Annotated in this window: 15 protein-coding genes and 1 pseudogene; 6 read left to right on the top strand and 10 right to left on the bottom strand. The window is 68.0% G+C overall.

The features are described 5' to 3' along the window. The first annotated feature begins 65 nt into the window (after positions 1-65). The gene (locus ABIA73_RS08230) at positions 66-1298 is read left to right on the top strand and encodes a nucleotide disphospho-sugar-binding domain-containing protein (RefSeq protein ID WP_223482968.1); all 1233 of its coding nucleotides are present in this window, start codon (positions 66-68) and stop codon (positions 1296-1298) included. Here the strand turns inward: ABIA73_RS08230 and ABIA73_RS08225 are convergent. Continuing rightward, entirely contained in the window at positions 1267-2160 is an 894-nt protein-coding gene (locus ABIA73_RS08225; protein WP_223486992.1) for a LysR family transcriptional regulator, read from the bottom strand. The genes ABIA73_RS08230 and ABIA73_RS08225 overlap by 32 nt on opposite strands. 110 nt (positions 2161-2270) lie before the next feature. Between ABIA73_RS08225 and ABIA73_RS08220 the strand changes: the two genes are divergently transcribed. The 5 genes from ABIA73_RS08220 to ABIA73_RS08200 all read left to right on the top strand — a co-directional run bounded on the left by ABIA73_RS08220 (position 2271) and on the right by ABIA73_RS08200 (position 8981). After that, positions 2271-2669 carry a RidA family protein gene (locus tag ABIA73_RS08220; RefSeq protein ID WP_059065633.1) on the top strand — a complete coding sequence of 133 codons (399 nt, stop codon included), beginning with the start codon at positions 2271-2273 and terminating at the stop codon, positions 2667-2669. A 242-nt stretch (positions 2670-2911) separates the two neighbouring features. Next, a complete protein-coding gene (locus ABIA73_RS08215; RefSeq protein WP_354275630.1) occupies positions 2912-3256 on the top strand; it encodes a hypothetical protein in 345 nt (114 codons plus the stop codon). Between the two features lie 56 nt (positions 3257-3312). Beyond that, complete coding sequence (locus tag ABIA73_RS08210; RefSeq protein WP_354275629.1) at positions 3313-4566, top strand: TolC family protein; 1254 nt, start codon at positions 3313-3315, stop codon at positions 4564-4566. After that, positions 4563-5762, top strand: a complete 1200-nt coding sequence (locus tag ABIA73_RS08205) for an efflux RND transporter periplasmic adaptor subunit (RefSeq protein WP_354275628.1) — start codon at positions 4563-4565, stop codon at positions 5760-5762. Before ABIA73_RS08210 ends, ABIA73_RS08205 begins: the two co-directional genes overlap by 4 nt. A 9-nt stretch (positions 5763-5771) precedes the next feature. Continuing rightward, complete coding sequence (locus ABIA73_RS08200; RefSeq protein WP_354275627.1) at positions 5772-8981, top strand: efflux RND transporter permease subunit; 3210 nt, start codon at positions 5772-5774, stop codon at positions 8979-8981. A 102-nt stretch (positions 8982-9083) separates the two neighbouring features. On the opposite strand, the gene ABIA73_RS08195 is transcribed toward ABIA73_RS08200, so the two are convergent. The 9 genes and pseudogenes from ABIA73_RS08195 to rsmG form a co-directional block, all read right to left on the bottom strand. After that, on the bottom strand, positions 9084-10856 hold the full coding sequence (locus tag ABIA73_RS08195) for a DUF885 domain-containing protein (protein ID WP_301867172.1): 1773 nt from the start codon (positions 10854-10856) through the stop codon (positions 9084-9086). A 264-nt stretch (positions 10857-11120) separates the two neighbouring features. After that, positions 11121-11255: pseudogene (locus tag ABIA73_RS21520) on the bottom strand (lipid-A-disaccharide synthase N-terminal domain-containing protein); the annotation flags it as partial. Positions 11256-11376: 121 nt separating this feature from the next. Then, positions 11377-11724: a lipid-A-disaccharide synthase N-terminal domain-containing protein gene (locus tag ABIA73_RS08185; protein WP_025878793.1), complete on the bottom strand. Its 348-nt coding sequence runs from the start codon at positions 11722-11724 to the stop codon at positions 11377-11379. After that, a complete protein-coding gene (locus tag ABIA73_RS08180) occupies positions 11724-12446 on the bottom strand; it encodes a glycosyltransferase family 2 protein (protein ID WP_099589329.1) in 723 nt (240 codons plus the stop codon). Before ABIA73_RS08180 ends, ABIA73_RS08185 begins: the two co-directional genes overlap by 1 nt. Before the next feature lie 90 nt (positions 12447-12536). Beyond that, complete coding sequence (locus tag ABIA73_RS08175; protein ID WP_025878791.1) at positions 12537-13502, bottom strand: NAD-dependent epimerase/dehydratase family protein; 966 nt, start codon at positions 13500-13502, stop codon at positions 12537-12539. A gap of 64 nt (positions 13503-13566) precedes the next feature. Further along, positions 13567-14292: a suppressor of fused domain protein gene (locus ABIA73_RS08170; RefSeq protein WP_032976777.1), complete on the bottom strand. Its 726-nt coding sequence runs from the start codon at positions 14290-14292 to the stop codon at positions 13567-13569. Positions 14293-14434: 142 nt separating this feature from the next. Continuing rightward, entirely contained in the window at positions 14435-15358 is a 924-nt protein-coding gene (locus tag ABIA73_RS08165; RefSeq protein WP_025878789.1) for a ParB/RepB/Spo0J family partition protein, read from the bottom strand. After that, positions 15358-16155 carry a ParA family protein gene (locus tag ABIA73_RS08160; protein ID WP_025878788.1) on the bottom strand — a complete coding sequence of 266 codons (798 nt, stop codon included), beginning with the start codon at positions 16153-16155 and terminating at the stop codon, positions 15358-15360. The genes ABIA73_RS08165 and ABIA73_RS08160 overlap by 1 nt, the downstream gene beginning before the upstream one ends. A 112-nt stretch (positions 16156-16267) precedes the next feature. Further along, a complete protein-coding gene (gene rsmG / locus ABIA73_RS08155) occupies positions 16268-16906 on the bottom strand; it encodes a 16S rRNA (guanine(527)-N(7))-methyltransferase RsmG (RefSeq protein ID WP_025878787.1) in 639 nt (212 codons plus the stop codon). Positions 16907-16918 lie beyond the last annotated feature (12 nt).

Genomic DNA, 16918 nt, shown 5'->3' with positions numbered 1-16918 from the left:
CGTCGGCAGGAGCGTGGATGAACACAGCGATGTCGGCATACTGGTGATTCACTGCGGAGGCTCCAATGCGACTGCTGGCCCTCACCTACGGCACCGAAGGCGATACGCGCCCGCTGGTCATGCTCTGCCATGGGCTGATCGCGGCCGGTCACGAGGTCATGCTGCTGGCCGACGGCGGCACCCTCGACAGCGCGAAGGCCTTGGGCGTCCCGCACGCCGCGCTGGAAGGCGACATCCACGACGAAGTGGTGGCGCTGGTCTCACGCGGCAATGGCGTGGCCGCCGCCAGCACCGGGCTGGCACGGATGGCGCTGCAACACGTCGCCGGTTGGATGCGCCAGGCCGATGCTGCAGCCGACGGCTGCGATGCGATCCTGACCGGTGGCCTGGCTGCGTTCGTCGGCATGAGCGTCGGCGAGCGTCGCGGCCTTCCGGTGATCGGCGCCGGCATGATCCCGCTGACGCCGACGCGCGCGTTCCGCTCGCCCTTCCTGCCGCCCGGACGCTCGCCGGGCTGGTTGAACCGGGCCAGCTATGGCCTGGTCAACGGCCTGATCTGGCGACAGTTCCGCGGCCCGATCAACACGGCCCGCCAGCACGCCGGGCAGCCGCCACGACGCTCGCTCTGGACCGGCTTGCCAATGCTGTACGGCATCTCGCCGCAGCTGCTGCCACCGCCTTCGGACTGGCCGGCCGACCACCTCGTGTGCGGCCAATGGTCGGCCCCTGCTGCGCCGTGGCATCCGTCGTGCGAACTGCAGGCTTTCCTCGATGCAGGACCGCCGCCGGTCTATCTGGGCTTCGGCAGCATGACCGGCTTCGAGCGCGAACGTGTGCTGCCGGCGCTGTTGTCGGCGCTGGCGCCGCGCCGCGTGCTGCTGTTTCCCGGTTGGGTCGGCGTGCCCGACATGACGCTGCCCGACTCGGTACGGGTGATCGGCCCGACCCCGCATGAAGCGTTGTTGCCGCGCTGCGCACTGGCGATCCACCACGGCGGCAGCGGCACCACGCATTCGGCATGCCGCGCCGGCATACCGTCGATGGTGATGCCGTTCGCCGCCGACCAGTTCTTCTGGGCCGATCGACTGCAGCACCTGGGCGTGGCACCGGCGCCACTGTCACCCAAGCGGTTGCAGCCGAACGTGTTGGCCGATGCACTGGCGTTCGCCGAGCATGCCGATACACGCGCACGGGCGGCCGCGCTGGGCGCTGCAATGGCGAACGAGGATGGAGTGGCATGCGGCGTGGCCGCACTCGAGCGGTGGCTCAGCCCAACGTCTCCACCACCCAATCAATGAACACCCGCAGCCGCTGGCTCATGTGCCGGTTCGGCGGGAACATCACGTGCATCGGCATCGGCGGCAGTTGCCAATCGTGCAGCACGGGCAGCAGCTCGCCGCGCGCCACATGCGGTTCGGCCATGTAGCTGGGCAGCGCGACCACGCCGAGGCCGGCCAGGCCAGCGGCCAGATAAGCGTTGCCATCATCGAAGCCGATTGAATGACGCCCCTGCACCTCGACGCGCTCGGCGCCACGCTGCGCGGTGAACACGCGGGCGCGGCCACTGCGTGGGCTGAGAAAACCGACCGTGTGGTGGTCCGGCCCTTCCAGCGCGCGCGGGTGTTCCGGCACACCGAACCGCTGCACATAGCCCGGGCTGGCATGGAAGCCGATCGGCAGGCGCGCCAGCGGTCGTGCCACCAGCGCGGGATCGGCAGGCGCGCCACCACGGATCACGCAATCGACGTTGTCGGCGATGACATCGACCTCGCGGTCGCTGACGCCGATGTCCAGCTGGATCTCCGGATAGCGCGCCTGGAAATCCGGCAATGCCGGCACCAGCCGCAGGCGCGCATACGGCCCCGGCACGTCGACGCGCAGGCGCCCGCGCGGTTGTGCGGCGGCCTCGCCCAGCCCCCCTTCAACCTCTTCCAGCTCGGCCAACAGGCGAACGATGCGCGGGTAATACGCCGCGCCATCGGCAGTGACGCTGACCCGGCGCGTGGTGCGGTTGAGCAGCCGCAACCGCAGATGCGCTTCCAGTTGCTGCACCAGCTGGGTGACCGTGGTGCGGCTGAGCTGCAGGGTGTGCGCGGCGCGGGTGAAGCTGCCGGTCTCCACCACCCGGGCGAACGCGCGCATCGCTTCGAAACGGTCCATGGCCGCGGCTGTGATTGTTTGGAATATGCAATCAATCTAGACCGATCATCACGGTTTATCCAGACAGCGACAGCGGGGAGGATGGTCCGCTCCCGTCTGGAATCCGTCCCATGTCCCACCGTGATGTTGTCTTTCCCGCCGGCCGGCAGGCGCTGTACGAGCGAAACCGCTATTCGCCGGCGATCCGATCCAATGGCTTCCTGTTCGTTTCCGGCCAGGTCGGCAGCCGCGAGGATGGCTCGCCCGAACCGGACTTCGAGACCCAGGTCCGCCGCGCCTTCGACAATCTCAACGCGGTGCTGGCCGCGGCCGGCTGCACGTTCGATGACGTGATCGACGTGACCGTGTTCCTGGTCGACCCGGAAACCAACTTCGAAAAGGCCTGGGCGATCGTGCCCGAGTACTGGGGCCAAGCGCCGCACCCGACCCTGACCGGCATCGGCGTGACCTGGCTGTATGGGTTCCAGTTCGAGATCAAGGTGATCGCCAAGCTGCCTGCGGACAGGTAGTGCCGGCCGCTGGCCGGCAACGGCGGGCGATTGCCTGCGCTCATGAGGTTGCCGGCCAGCGGCCGGCACTACCTGGGATCGCAGGCTGGGCGTCGAAAGGCATGCCGACCAAGCTCGGCACCTACCAGAGCCGAAGGCGCCATCCAGTGGCGTACCCCGCACCTGAACGGGAGGTTCCGACGAATTCCCGAGGTGGCCATTGATATTGTATCCACCGAAAACCGCTTGCTAGCCTCCCCTCCATGCGCCGGATCGCCCGCCACCTTCGTTCGACCCTGCTGATGCTGCTGATGGCGGCATTCGTGGTCGTGCCGGTGGCTGATGTGCTGGCGTGTGCGGTGGAACCGCACGACAGCACCGTGGTGCATGTGGAAGCCGGTGCCGAAGATGCCGACGGTGACACTGACAACGACGGCAAGCACGCCGCTGCCTGCAGCCACAACCACTGCCACCACTCCAACCTGAGCCTGCCGGCGAGCACCTTCGCCGCCTTTGGCGCGCCGCAACCGGCGCGCTGGACGAATGCAGGCGATGCGGCGACCTATGCGGTCGCCCAGGACGAACTGGCACGTCCTCCCCGGGCGTGAGTTGAGCGCGTCCCGCAATCGCGGGCTCCCGTTTCACTCACAACCGGAATCCCCCTATGTCGATCCTGACACGTCGGTCGCCGCGCGCGGCCGGGCTGGTCGTCGCCGTGCTGCTGGGCCTGATCCCCGCCGCACAGGTCGCCGCACAAGCCGCACCTTCGTACGACACCCTGCTTGAACGCCTGGACCAGCTGCCCGGCGCCCGCGTCGGCGCGGCATTGGCCGAGGCGGCCGACGCCCGCGCCGACCAGGCCCGGGCGCTGCCCAATCCATCCCTTTCCTGGTCCGCCGAAAACGCTTGGGGCACAGGCTCCTACGGCGGCATGGGCCGGGCCGACACAGTGCTTACCCTGTCCCAGCCTCTGGAGGTCTGGGGCCAGCGCGGCGCGCGCGTCCGCGCCGCCCACGCCGAGGCACAGGCCGCTGCCTTGCGGGGTTCGCAGAGCCGCAGCGATGTCGCCAGCCAGTTGGCGGCGATCTACGCACAGGCGGAAAGCGCCCTGCGTCGCTACACGCTGGCCGAAGAAGCGCTGAGCCTCACCCGCGACGATGCGGCGGCGGTCACCGCCATGGTCAAGCATGGCCGCGAGCCGCAGTTGCGTGCCGTGCAGGCACAGAGTGAAGTGGCCAATGCCAGCGCCGCGCTGGATGAGGCGCAGGCCTTCCGCGACGCCGCGCTGGCCCGCCTGGCCGGTGCGGCCCTGCTGGATGCACCGGTGCAGACCATCGACAACAGTCTGCTCGATCGCGCACCGCCAGCACCGCGTGGCGCCATCGATGTGGCTCTGGCCGTGCGTGTGGCCGAAGCCGAAGTTGATGCGGCCGGTCGTCTGGTCGACGTCGAGCGCAAGCGCGCCCTGCCCGACCTCAGCGTTACCGCCGCGCAGACGCGTTTCCGCGAGGACCGCGAACAGGCCTACACGCTCGGCGTCAGTCTCTCGATCCCGTTGTTCGACCGCAATCGTGGTGGCATCCGCGCCGCCAGTGCCGAACAGCGCGCGGCCGAAGCACGCTTGGACCAGCAGCGGCGCGACAGCGAAGCCGAACGCTTGTCGGCGGTAGCGGGCCTGAAGGCCGCCGGCAGCCGCACCCGCGCCGCCGACGAAAGCGTGGTCGCCGCCGAGGAAGCCTATCGGCTGGCGCGCATCGGCTTCGACGCCGGGCGCATCTCGCAGCTGGAACTGCGCAGCACCCGCAGTGCCCTCATCGCCGCCCGCGGCACCGCCGTGGACGCGCGCCTGTCGCGCGTCGGCGCGGAAATCGATCTCGCCCGCCTCGAAGGGCGCGCACCCTTTGTGGAGGCCCGATGAACCTGTCCCGTTCTTTCCCGCTGGTTGGCGGCTTGTTGCTGACTGCATTGCTGGCCGGTTGTTCTGGTAACACACAGGCCCCGGCAGTCTCGGAGCCCGCCGGCAAGGCAACGGCCGACGATGGCCATGGCCACGCCGCCGACAGCACCGACGCCAAGGCCGAAACCGGCAACGCAGCAGATGCCGATGAAGGCGTGGTGCAGCTGACGCCAGAGCAGATCAAGGCATCCGGCATCGACGTGGTGGCCGTCGGCCGCGGCGGCGGTGGTTCGACGCGGCTGTCCGGCCGGGTGGAACCGTCGATCGGTGCACGTGCCTCGGTCGCTTCCACCGTGACCGGTCGCGTGGAGCGCGTGCTGGTCGCACCGGGCACGGCAGTGAAGCAGAACCAGACGCTGGCGATCGTGGTCAGTGGCGAGGCGGCAGTGTTCCGCGCCAATGCGGTTGCCGCCGCCGCGGAGGCCGAGGCGGCGCGCCTGGCCCACGGCCGCGACAAGGCGCTGGTCGAACAGGGCGTGGTCGCTCGCCAGGAACTGGAAACCTCACGCGCGCGCTCGCTGGCGGCGCAGGCGCAGGCCGCTGCCGCGCAGGCACAGGCCGCCGCCACCGGTTCGCCCGACAGCAGCGGCCGCGTGCGCATCACCAGCCCGGTGGCCGGCATCGTCGGCAACGTGCAGGTCACGCCCGGCGGCGTGGTGGCGGCCGGCAGCCCGGTGGCCGACGTCGCCGATCCGTCGATGAACGAGCTGGTGTTCACCGCGCCACCGGCGCTGGCCGCGCAGGTCACGCCGGGCATGACGCTGGAAGTGACCGTGCCGGGCGGCAGCTTCAGTGCCACCGTCACCGGTTCGGCCGCCGATGTGCGCCAGCAGGGTGGCGTGGCGGTGATCCGTGCCATGCCGGTGGATGCCGCATTGCCACCGGCCGGTTCGCCGGTGTCGGCGGTGGTGGTCACCGACGGCAAGGACGGCGCGTTGAGCGTGCCGGCTGATGCGGTACAGAACGTCGGCGGCAGCAGCGCGGTATTCGTCGCCGTCCAGGGCGGCTTCAAGGTGCAGCCGGTACTGGCCGGCCGACGTGCCGGTGACCGCATCGAGATTCTCGGCGGCTTGAACGGCGACGAACGCATCGTCGGTGCCAACGCGTTCCTGCTCAAGGCCGAACTGGCCAAGGGCGAAGCCGAGCACGGGCACTGAGGACCTTCCATGTTCAAGCTCATCATTGAAACCGCGGTACGCCACCGCTGGCTGGTCGTGGCCCTGGCTGCACTCGTTGCCGCCGTGGGCCTGTTCCAGCTCGGCAAGCTGCCGATCGATGCGGTACCGGACATCACCAACCGCCAGGTGCAGATCAATACGGTGGCACCGGCACTGACGCCCGAGCAGATCGAGCGACAGGTGACCTATCCGCTGGAAACCGCGCTGGCCGGCATCCCCGGCCTGACCACCACCCGTTCGCTGTCGCGCAATGGTTTCTCGCAGGTCACCGCGATCTTCACCGATGCCACCGACATCTACTTCGCCCGCCAGCAGGTGGCCGAGCGCATGCGCGAGGCCGCCGAAGCGCTGCCCGAGGGTGCCTCGCCGATGCTGTCGCCGGTCACCACCGGCCTCGGCGAGGTGTTGATGTGGACGGTGGACTTCACCGCGTTCGACCCTGCGAAGCTGGCCAAGCCCGGTGAAGCCGGCTGGCAGGCCGGCGAGGTCTACCGCACGCCGGAAGGCAACCTGCTGCGCACGCCGGAAGAACGCGCCACCTACCTGCGCACCGTGCAGGACTGGATCATCGCGCCACAGATGCGCTCCAGCCCCGGGCTGGCGGGCGTGGACACCGTCGGTGGCTACGTGAAGGAATACGGCGTGCATCCGGACAGCGCGCGGTTGGCCGCGCATGGCCTGGGCCTGGCTGATCTGGTGACGGCCCTGCAGCGCTCCAACGTACAGGCCGGTGCCGGCTTCGTTCAGCGCGCCGGCGAAGGCCTGGTGGTGCGTGCCGACGGTCTGGCACTGACCACCGACGATCTGGCACAGGCGCCGGTAGCCACCCGCAACGGCGTGGTGGTGCGGGTGGCCGATGTGGCCGATGTCGGCCTCAGCCGCGCACCGCGCCTGGGTGCGGCCAGCCGCAACGGCCATGAAGCCGTGCTCGGTACCGCGCTGATGATCGCCGGCGGCAACAGCCGCACCGTGGCCCAGGCGGCCGCCACACGGCTGCAGCAGGTGAATGCCTCGCTGCCGGCGGACATCGTGGCCGCGCCGGTGCTGGACCGCAGCGTGCTGGTCAATTCCACCATCAAGACCGTGGCCAGGAACCTCACCGAGGGCGCGCTGCTGGTGGTGGTGGTGCTGTTCCTGCTGCTCGGCAACCTGCGCGCGGCGACGATCACCGCACTGGTGATCCCGCTGTCGTTCCTGTTCGCGGTGATCGGCATGAACCGCTTCGGCATCAGTGGCAACCTGATGAGCCTGGGTGCGCTGGACTTCGGCATCCTGGTGGACGGCGCGGTGATCGTGATCGAGTCGACGCTGCTGATGCTGGGCCAGCGTCGTGCCGAACTTGGCCGTGCGTTGACCGCGATGGAGCGCCTGCGCGTAGCGGCCGATTCGGCGCGAAAGATGGCACGACCGGCAGCGTTCGGCCAGCTGATCATCCTGCTGGTGTTCGCACCGATCCTCACCCTGGAAGGGGTGGAGGGCAAGACGTTCCACCCGATGGCCGCCACGTTCATGCTGGCCCTGGTGGGTGCCTTCATCTTCTCCTTCACCTTCGTGCCGGCGATGGCCGCGCTGATGGTGCTCGAGCCGAAGCCGAAGGAAGGCGAGGCACACAGTGATGATGGCCAGCACGAAACGACGCTGATCCGCGTGCTGCGTGGACGCATCGAGCCGATCATCCGCCAGGCCGTCGCGCGGCCGCGCGCAGTGATCGCCGGTGCAGCGTTGATGCTGCTGGTGGGCATTGGTTCGTTCGGCCTGCTCGGCCGCGAATTCATGCCTACCCTGGATGAAGGCAACGTGGCGATGCAGGCACTGCGCGTCCCGTCTACTTCGCTGGAGCAATCGCTGGCGATGCAGCTGGCACTGGAGAAGGCCATCGCCCAGCAACCGGAAGTGGAAACGGTGTTCTCGCGTACCGGCACCGCCGAAGCGGCAATCGACCCGATGCCGACCAACATTTCCGACAGCGTGATCGTGCTCAAGCCGCGTGCGGACTGGCCCGATCCGACGCTGGGCAAGGAGGCGCTGGTGGCCCGCTTCGAAGAACTGGCCGGCCAGCAGCTGGGCAACAGCTTCGAGTTCAGCCAGCCGATCGAGCTGCGCTTCAACGAGCTGATTTCCGGCGTGCGCACCGACCTGGCAGTGATGATCTTCGGCGATGACTTCAGCCAGCTGCAGAAGGTGGCCGACCAGGTGGCGCTGAAGCTGCGCGCGGTGGAGGGCGCGGCCGATGTGCGGGTGGAGCAGATTTCCGGCCTGCCCACGCTCAACGTCAAGATCGACCATGTAGCGGCAGCGCAGTACGGGCTGACCGCCGCCGACGTCAGCGATGCGCTGTCCACCGGCATCGGCGGCACGGCAGCCGGCAAGATCTTCGAGGGCGACCGTCGCTTCGATGTGGTGGTGCGTCTGGATGACAGCGCACGCAACGACCCGGATCAGCTGGCCTCGCTGCCGATCGCCACGCCGGCCGGCGTGGTGATTCCGCTGTCCTCGGTGGCGCGCATCAGCGTCAGCGAAGGGCCGAACCAGATCAGCCGCAACAACGGCAGCCGCCGGGTGGTGGTGCAGGCCAATGTGCGCGGCCGCGACCTCGGCGGATTCGTTGGCCAAGCACAGGCCACCGTGGCCGACGTGGCGCTGCCGCCCGGTGCGTACCTGACCTGGGGTGGCCAGTTCGAGAACCTGCAGCGCGCGGAGAAGCGCCTGGCCACGGTGGTGCCAGTGGTATTCCTGCTGATCGGCAGCCTGCTGTTCATGGCCCTGCGCAGCGGCAAGGAAGCGGTGCTGGTGTTCAGCTGCGTGCCGCTGGCGCTGGTCGGCGGCATCCTCGCCCTGCTGCTGCGCGGCATGCCGTTCTCGGTGTCGGCCGCAGTGGGCTTCATCGCTGTGTCCGGCGTGGCCACGCTCAACGGCCTGGTGCTGATGCAGGCGATCCGCGAGCGTCTGGACGCCGGTGACGTGCCGATGATGGCCGCAATCAACGGTGCATCCAGCCGTATCCGCGCGGTGCTGACCACCGCACTGGTGGCCATCGTCGGCTTCATTCCGATGGCGATCGCCAGTGGTTCCGGTGCGGAAGTGCAGAAGCCGCTGGCGACGGTGGTGATCGGTGGCTTGATCACCGCCACGGTGCTGACCCTGCTGGTGCTGCCGACCTTCGCCGCGCGCGTGGCGAAGGTGCGCGTGGCAGGGTGAGATGAGAGGGGGTCGGAGCCCTTTCCAGCGGAAAGGGATCCGACCCGCAGCAGGGTCGGATCCCCGCCGCTCTGGCGGGGCTCTGACCCGGTCACACCGCGATCAGGCCTTCTTGCGCTCGGCAATGTACGCCTGGATCTGCTGCTCCAGCACCGGCAACGGCACCGAACCCTGCTTCAGCAGCGTGTCGTGGAAGCCCTTGACGTCGAACTTGTCGCCCAACTCCTTCTCGGCCTGCGCACGCAGGCGCACGATGGCGATCTCGCCGAGCTTGTAGCTCAACGCCTGCCCCGGCCAGGAAATGTAGCGATCCACTTCGGTGGTCACTTCGTGCTCACTCAGCGCCGTGTGGTCACGCAGGTAGGCCAGCGCCTGCTCGCGGCTCCAGCCCTTGCTGTGCACGCCAGTGTCGATCACCAGGCGCGTGGCGCGCCACATCTCGTAGGTCAGGCGACCGAAATCCTCGTACGGGGTTTCGTAGATGCCCATTTCCACGCCCAGCTTCTCGCAGTACAGCGCCCAACCTTCGCCATAGGCGGAGATGTAGGCATTGCGGCGGAACTCCGGCAGGTTCTTCTGCTCGGCAGCGATGGCACCCTGCAGTGCATGGCCCGGGTCGGATTCGTGCAGGGTCAACGCCGGCAGGTTGTACAGCGGGCGCGACGGCAGGTTGTAGGTGTTGAGCCAGTAGGTGCCCATGCCACCACGGCCGGCGGTCCAGAACGGCGCGATGTCCGGCGGCACCGGCACGATGGTGAAGCGCGCGCGCGGCAATGTCATGTACTTGCCGAGCTGGCCATCGGCGCGCTTGGAGATCCATGCGGCGCGCGACAGCAGTTCTTCCGGCGTCTTGGCATAGAACTGCGGGTCGGTACGCAGGAAGGTCAGGAACTCGGCAAAGCTGCCCTTGAACTTCACCTGCTTGATGATGTCGTTCATTTCCTTCTGGATGCGTGCCACTTCATCCAGCCCGATGCGGTGGATCTCGTCCGGCGACAGATCCAGCGTGGTGTATTCGTGGATCTGCTGCTTGTAGTACGCCTTGCCGTCAGGCATCGCTTCGGCGGCCAGGGTGGTACGCGCCTGTGGCACGTATTCGTTGACGAAGAAAGTGCGCAGTTGCTGGAACGCCGGCACCACCTTGCCGCTGATCGCCGCGCGGGCCTGTGCCTGCAGCTTGGCCTGCTCGGCAGCCGGGACGGTGTTGGGCAGCTTCTTGAACGGCGCGTACAACGGCGATTCGGTCGGGTCCTTCAGTTCGGCGACAGTGGCGATGGACACCTCGCGGCCATCGAGCACCGCACGCGGCACGCTGAAGCCGCGCTTCAGGCCGGCACGCATGTTCCCGGTCTGCTGGTCGAAGTAGCGCGGCACATCATTCAGGCGCGCGATGTAGTTCTGGTAGTCCTGCACGGTCTTCATTTCGCGCCGGGCCATGAAGGACAGGTTGGACCAGAACGAGGAATCGGCGTTGAACGGCATCTCGTAGCCGCGCAGGCGCACTTCTTCGGCCAGGTTGAACACCTGGTCGCGGTAGATCGCGTAGTTGACCTGGTTGTCGGGCGAAAGGGTCTTCGGGTCGATCTTCTTCAGCGCGGCCAGGGTCTGGTCCCATACCTCCAGGCGTGCCTGCTGCGCGGCCGGGCCGACGTCGGGCATGCGGGTGGCATTGGCCGGCGCGTCTTCGTCCTCGCTGGCCTCGCCGCCGCCTTGCTGGCGCCACTTCCATTCCTTCTCGTACAGCGCGCGGAAGGCGGCATCGGCGGGCGACTCGGTAGCCACGCTGGCCGGCGCGACGGCGGTGGGTGCTGCGGCCAGGGCCACGGCAGGGGCAGACAGGGCGATCAGCAGGGCTACGGCAAGACGGGTTTTCACAAGCACAGGTTCCCGGGAAGGCAGACCCCGATCATGGCACCCCGCACCGCGCATGGCATGGGACGAAGGTCCTGCCTGGGCCTAGCCCTCGTAGCTGCCAACCTTGGTTGGCAGGCGGGGAGACCCAGCGCCGAAGGCGTGTGGTAGCGCGGGGCCATGCCCCGCGAGCGCGCAGCGCGGCCGATGTTGGCCGCCATCCCACAGCCGCCGGGCATGGCCCGGCGCTACCACAGCGGTGCCCACCAAGGTCGGCGTCACCTGGGCACTCAGCGTCATCAGGCTGCCGACCACGCTCATGTACCAGAACAGCCGCGGGATCACCGGCTTGCCGGCGCGCGTGGTAGCGCGGGGCCATGCCCCGCGAGCGCGCAGCGCGGCCGATGTTGGCCGCCATCCCACAGCCGCCGGGCATGGCCCGGCGCTACCACGGCGGCGCCTGCGTGGCCGCTCTGGTAGCTGCCAACCTTGGTTGGCACCCGGAGAAAACCAGCGCCGACCAAGGTCGGCGTCTACCAGGGCGTCAGTGACTGGCCTTGTCCCGCTTCCAGCCGCGATGCTTGATGTCCAGCTGCAGGCTGTACAACGCGGTGAACGCCGGGAACAGGTTCTGCAGCACGCCCACCGAGTCCTGCTTGGCCGAGAACAGGAAGTAGCTCAGCGTCATCAGGCTGCCGACCACGCTCATGTACCAGAACAGGCGCGGGATCACCGGCTTGCCGGCGCGCTTGGAGGCGACGAACTGGACCAGCCAGCGGCCACCGAACATCAACGCGCCGGTGTAGCCGATCAGCTTCCAACCGGTCACATGCAGGCCGGTCCAGTACAACCAGGTCAGCGGCTGGTCCAGCCAGTGCAGCTCCAGATCCATCAACGCTCCTCCACCGCGGTGCGCTTGCTGCGGGTGATCAGCCAGGCCACGCCGCGCAGATCACGGATGCCGACCAGCGCGCGGCCCAGGTTGTTGTACTTGGACACGCCGGCCGTACGGTGGCGATGGTTGACCGGCACGCTGGTGGTCTTCCAGCCGGCACGCTGCATCAGCGCCGGCAGGTAGCGATGCATGTGGTCGAAGTACGGCAGATCGAGGAAGGCGTTGCGCTCGAACAGCTTGATGCCGCAGCCGGTATCGGGGGTGTCATCGCGCAGCATGCGCGCGCGGATGGCATTGGCCCACTTGCTGGCCCAGCGCTTGCTGCCGCTGTCCTGGCGGTTGACGCGCCAGCCGGCGAACAGCTTCACCTGGGCATCGGCCGCATCACGGGCGTCCAGCAGCCTGGGGATGTCGGCCGGATCGTTCTGGCCATCACCGTCGAGGGTGGCGATCCACGGCGCACGCGCGTGCTTGACGCCGGTACGTACCGCGGTGCTCTGCCCGCTTTGCGAGACGTGGTGCAGCACGCGCAGCTCCGGCGTGGTGGCCTTCAGGCCCTGCAGCACGGCCAGGGTGTCATCGCGCGAATGATCGTCGATGTAGACGATCTCGAACGGCAGCCGTCCGCGCAGTGCAGCGGTGATTTCGGCCACCAGGGGCGCGACGTTGTCGCGCTCGTTGAATACGGGGACAACGACGGACAGCTCGGGTTGGCTCATGGGGGGACTCGGCCAAGGAGGGACAAAGACCGCGCATTTTCCGAAGCCGAGGTTATCCGAAGATGAATCCGGCGGCGTGAGGATCGGTTTTCAGGCGCGATCAGCAAAATACTCGCGACACCACTGCACCACCGGCGGCAGGCCCTGTTCGATCGGCATGACCGGTTCGTAGCCAAATGCGTCATGTGCGCGCCGGGTATCGGCCATCGTGCGCACCATGTCACCCGGCTGCATCGGCTTGTAGACCTTCTGCGCGGGGCGACCGGCGGCCTGCTCGATCACGCCGATGAAGCGCTCCAGCTCGACCGGCGTGTGGTTGCCGAGGTTGAACACCCGGTGCGGCACCGGACCATCAGCCGGATGCGCGAGGGCGCCGAGAATACCGGCCACGATGTCGGAGACATGTGTGAAATCGCGCTGCATGCGGCCTTCGTTGAACACATCGATCGAACGGCCAGCCAGCACCGCGCGCGAGAACAGCAGCGGCGCCATGTCCGGCCGGCCCCACGGGCCATACACGGTGAAGAAGCGCAGGCCGGTGGCACGCAGGCCATACAGCTGTGCGTAGGTGTAGGCCATCAGTTCATTGGCGGCCTTGGTAGCGGCGTACAGCGAGCGCGGCTGGTCCACGCGCTGGTCTTCGGAAAACGGGGGCGTGGCCGAATCGCCGTACACCGAACTGCTGGACGCATACACCAGATGCTGCACGCCACGATGGCGGCACAGCTCGAGCATGTTGACGAAGCCGACCAGGTTGCTGTCGACGTAGGCGTGCGGGTTTTCCAGCGAATAGCGCACGCCGGCCTGCGCGGCCAGGTGGATCACCGCAGTCGGCTGTACTTCCTCGAACAGCGCGGCCAGGCCGTCGCGGTCGGTCAGGTCCAGCGTGCGCAGATCCAGCGTCGGGCACAGCGCGGCCACGCGGTCGCGCTTGATCTGTGGGTCGTAGTAATCGTTGAAGTTGTCCAGGCCGACCACCGACTGGCCCGCATCAAGCAGGGCACGGGCGGTGTAGGCACCGATGAAGCCGGCTGCGCCGGTGAGCAGGATGGTCATTGCGGTGAGCCTGGAATTCAACGGTCAATTCAATAGTGATGGCGTCTGATGGTACGCGCAGGGCCTAGAACAGGCCGAAACGCTTCTTGGCCACATTGGTGCGCCCCGGCTGGATGACATCCTGGATGTTCTTCGCATCGAAGCGATCCAGCAGGGTTTCCGAATCCTTTTTCAGCTTCAGGTCCATCTCTTCCGGGTACAGCGGCACGATCGCCATGAACTCGATGGTGGTGCCGTCTTCCAGTGCCAGCGTGCCGAAGTCGTCCGGGGTCGTGACCGGCGGCAGCACGATGGCGCCATCGAACCCCACGCCCGGTGCATAGGGCTCGGACGGATGGCCGTTGGGAATGGTGTGGCCGAAGCCCAGCCAGGTGTCGTACTCGTGCGGCAGCCGCGCCAAGGTCTTCAACAGGCGCACCGGCCAATAGTTGCGCTCATCCTCGAAGGCATCCTGGGTGATCGGCCAATCCGCCGGCAGGGTCACCATCAGTTCCATGTGCCGGGGGGCGTCCACCTCGTCGGGCACGGCCATCGGCAGGTCGCTCATGCCCGAGGTCACCAGCCGCAGGTACGGGCACTCGTCGGTGGCGGGCACCACATGCACGTCGATGTGCACGATATCGGAGATGATTTCATGGAAGACGCCGGAGATCGGGCCCAGATGGCGCTCGATGTGCGCGCTGATCTCCTCGATGTGCGACTCCCCCTGGGCCGGGGTGAAGTCCTTCTCGCGGCTGTGCACGAGGATCGGGCTGCCGCCCGGGCTGACGTCGTCTACTTCAATGGTCATGTCCTGCTCCCTGGATGAGCCACGGGGCGGAGCGGCCCACCTGCGGTGGACGACGCGGCCTCCGGCACGCGCGGCGGTGCGTTCCCTGCAATCGACGGCACACGGCAGGAACAGGCCGTGCGCCCATGAAGATGCGCCGGGGTCAGCCCTGGCGCGTGCGCAGCCGCTCCAGCACGCCATCGAGCGTGTCCAGGTTGGCGTAATGGATGATCAGCTTGCCCTTGCCGCCGCGGCCATGGTTGATCGCAACGGAAGTCCCCAGCACTTCGGACAGCTCGGTTTCCAGCGAGGCGATGTCGGCCTGCTGCACCTTGGCCACCGGCTGCGGACGGTTGCTCGGCACCTTGCCGGCGGCAAACGCCTGCGCGCGGCGCTCGACCTCGCGCACCGACCAGCCTTCGTCGGCCGCTTCCTGGGCCAGCTTGCTGGCCAGTTCCGGGGCCAGCGTCAGCAGCGCGCGGGCGTGCCCCATCTCCAGCCGGCGCGTTTCCAGCAGCAGGCGGATGGCGATCGGCAGCTCCAGCAGGCGCAGCAGGTTGGACACCGCCGCGCGCGAGCGACCGACGGCCTCGGCGGCCTCGGCATGGGTCAGGGTGAATTCGCTGATGAGGCGCTGCAGCGCTTCGGCTTCTTCCAGCGGGTTGAGGTCTTCGCGCTGGATGTTCTCGATCAGCGCCATCGCGATGACGGTGCGGTCTTCCAGCTCGCGCACCACCACCGGCACTTCGTCCAGGCCGGCCAGCTGCGAGGCGCGCCAGCGACGTTCACCGGCGACGATCTCGAAGTTGCCTGCCGGCAGCTGGCGCACCAGGATCGGCTGGATCACGCCCTGCGACTTGATCGAGTCGGCCAGTTCGGACAGCTTGCCCTGGTCCATCTCGCGACGCGGCTGGTACTTGCCCGGCTGCAGCTGGCCTACCGGCAGCTTGCGCAGCACTTCACCGGGCAGCGGCTCGATCACCGCCGTACTGGCCTGCACCTGGCTGACCGCGCCCTTCGGACCGAGCAGTGCGTCCAGGCCGCGGCCGAGGCCTCGCTTCTTGGCTGCAGGCTTGCTGCTGGTCATCAGACGGTCTCCACGGCCTTGGTGGCCTTGTTGCGTTCGTTGTTGCGACGGATGATCTCGCCGGCCAGGCCGAGGTAGGCCACGCCACCGCGCGAAGCACGATCGTAGCCGACGATGCTCTGGCCATGGCTGGGCGCCTCGGCCAGGCGCACGTTGCGCGGCACGATGGTGCGGAACACCCGGTCGCCGAAGTGCTCGGTGAGCTCGGCCGACACGGCATTGGCCAGGTTGTTGCGCACGTCGAACATGGTGCGCAGCACGCCTTCGATCTCCAGCGCCGGGTTGAGGTTGGCACGCAGCGCTTCGATGGTTTCCACCAGCGCGCTCAGGCCTTCCAGTGCGTAGTACTCGCACTGCATCGGCACGATCACCGAATCGGCGGCGGCCAGTGCGTTGAGGGTCAGCAGCGAGAGCGCCGGCGGGCAGTCGATCAGGATGTAGTCGTACTCATCGCGGATCGGTGCCAGCGCGCGCTTCAGGCGCTGCTCGCGCTCGCTCTGCGCCATCAGCTGGATCTCGGCCGCGGTCAGGTCGATGTTGCCCGGCAGCAGGTCGTAGCCTTCGGCGGTCTGCACGCGCACGTCGGCGGCGCTGGACTCGCCCAGCAGCAGGTCGTAGGTGGAGGAGACCAGCTCGCGCTTGTCCACGCCACTGCCCATGGTCGCGTTGCCCTGGGAATCCAGGTCGACCAACAGCACGCGCTTGGGTGCGTTGGCCAGGGAAGCGGCCAGGTTGACGGCGGTCGTGGTCTTGCCGACGCCACCCTTCTGGTTGGCGATGGCGATGATGCGGGCCATGCGGGTGTGCCTCGTCGACGTGTGCTGGGACCGGTCATTATGCGTACAACCGGGCCCGTGCGGAAATCGTGGATCGCCAACCGCTTGTTCCACAAGGGGCGGGCGGCGGGGTTCAGGGACCTGTGACGGTGACCAGATGGCGTTCACCGGCCAGGCCGGGCACGCTCAGCGGGACCACCTCGCGCACCTGCCAACCGGCCGGCAGCGCTGCGATCTCCTCATGCGGGTAGACGCCTTTCATGGCCAGCAACACGCCACCGGGGCGCAGCAGGTGGCCACCGACGCGGACGATGCCGGCCAGGGTGTCCATCGCGCGCGCGGTCAGCTGGTCGTAGCTGCCTGGCTCGGCCAGCGCTTCGGCGCGCGATTCGGCCACGCGGGCATTGCCCAGGCCCAGCTGGCGCACGGCCTCGCGCATGAAGCGGGCCTTCTTGCCGTTGCTTTCCACCAGGGTGACCTGCAGGCCCGGGCAGGCGATCGCCAGCGGGATGCCCGGCAACCCGGGGCCGGTACCGAGGTCGGCCAGGCTGCCATCGGCCACGAACGGCTGCATCGCCAGCGAATCGAGCAGATGGCGGGTGACCATTTCCTGCGGATCGCGGATGGCGGTGAGGTTGTAGGTGCCGTTCCAGCGGTGCAGCAGCGCCAGGTAGCGCAGCAGCGGCGGGGCCAGCTCGGCGGCCAGGCCCATGCTGGCCAGGCCCTGCTGCAGCGTGTTCGCTACGCCGGCGGGAAGATCGTGTTCGCTCATGCCGGCATTATC

The organism is Stenotrophomonas sp. 2694 (genome assembly GCF_040548715.1).
Classification (GTDB): domain Bacteria; phylum Pseudomonadota; class Gammaproteobacteria; order Xanthomonadales; family Xanthomonadaceae; genus Stenotrophomonas; species Stenotrophomonas indicatrix.
This window is presented reverse-complemented; position numbering and strand designations above follow the sequence as displayed.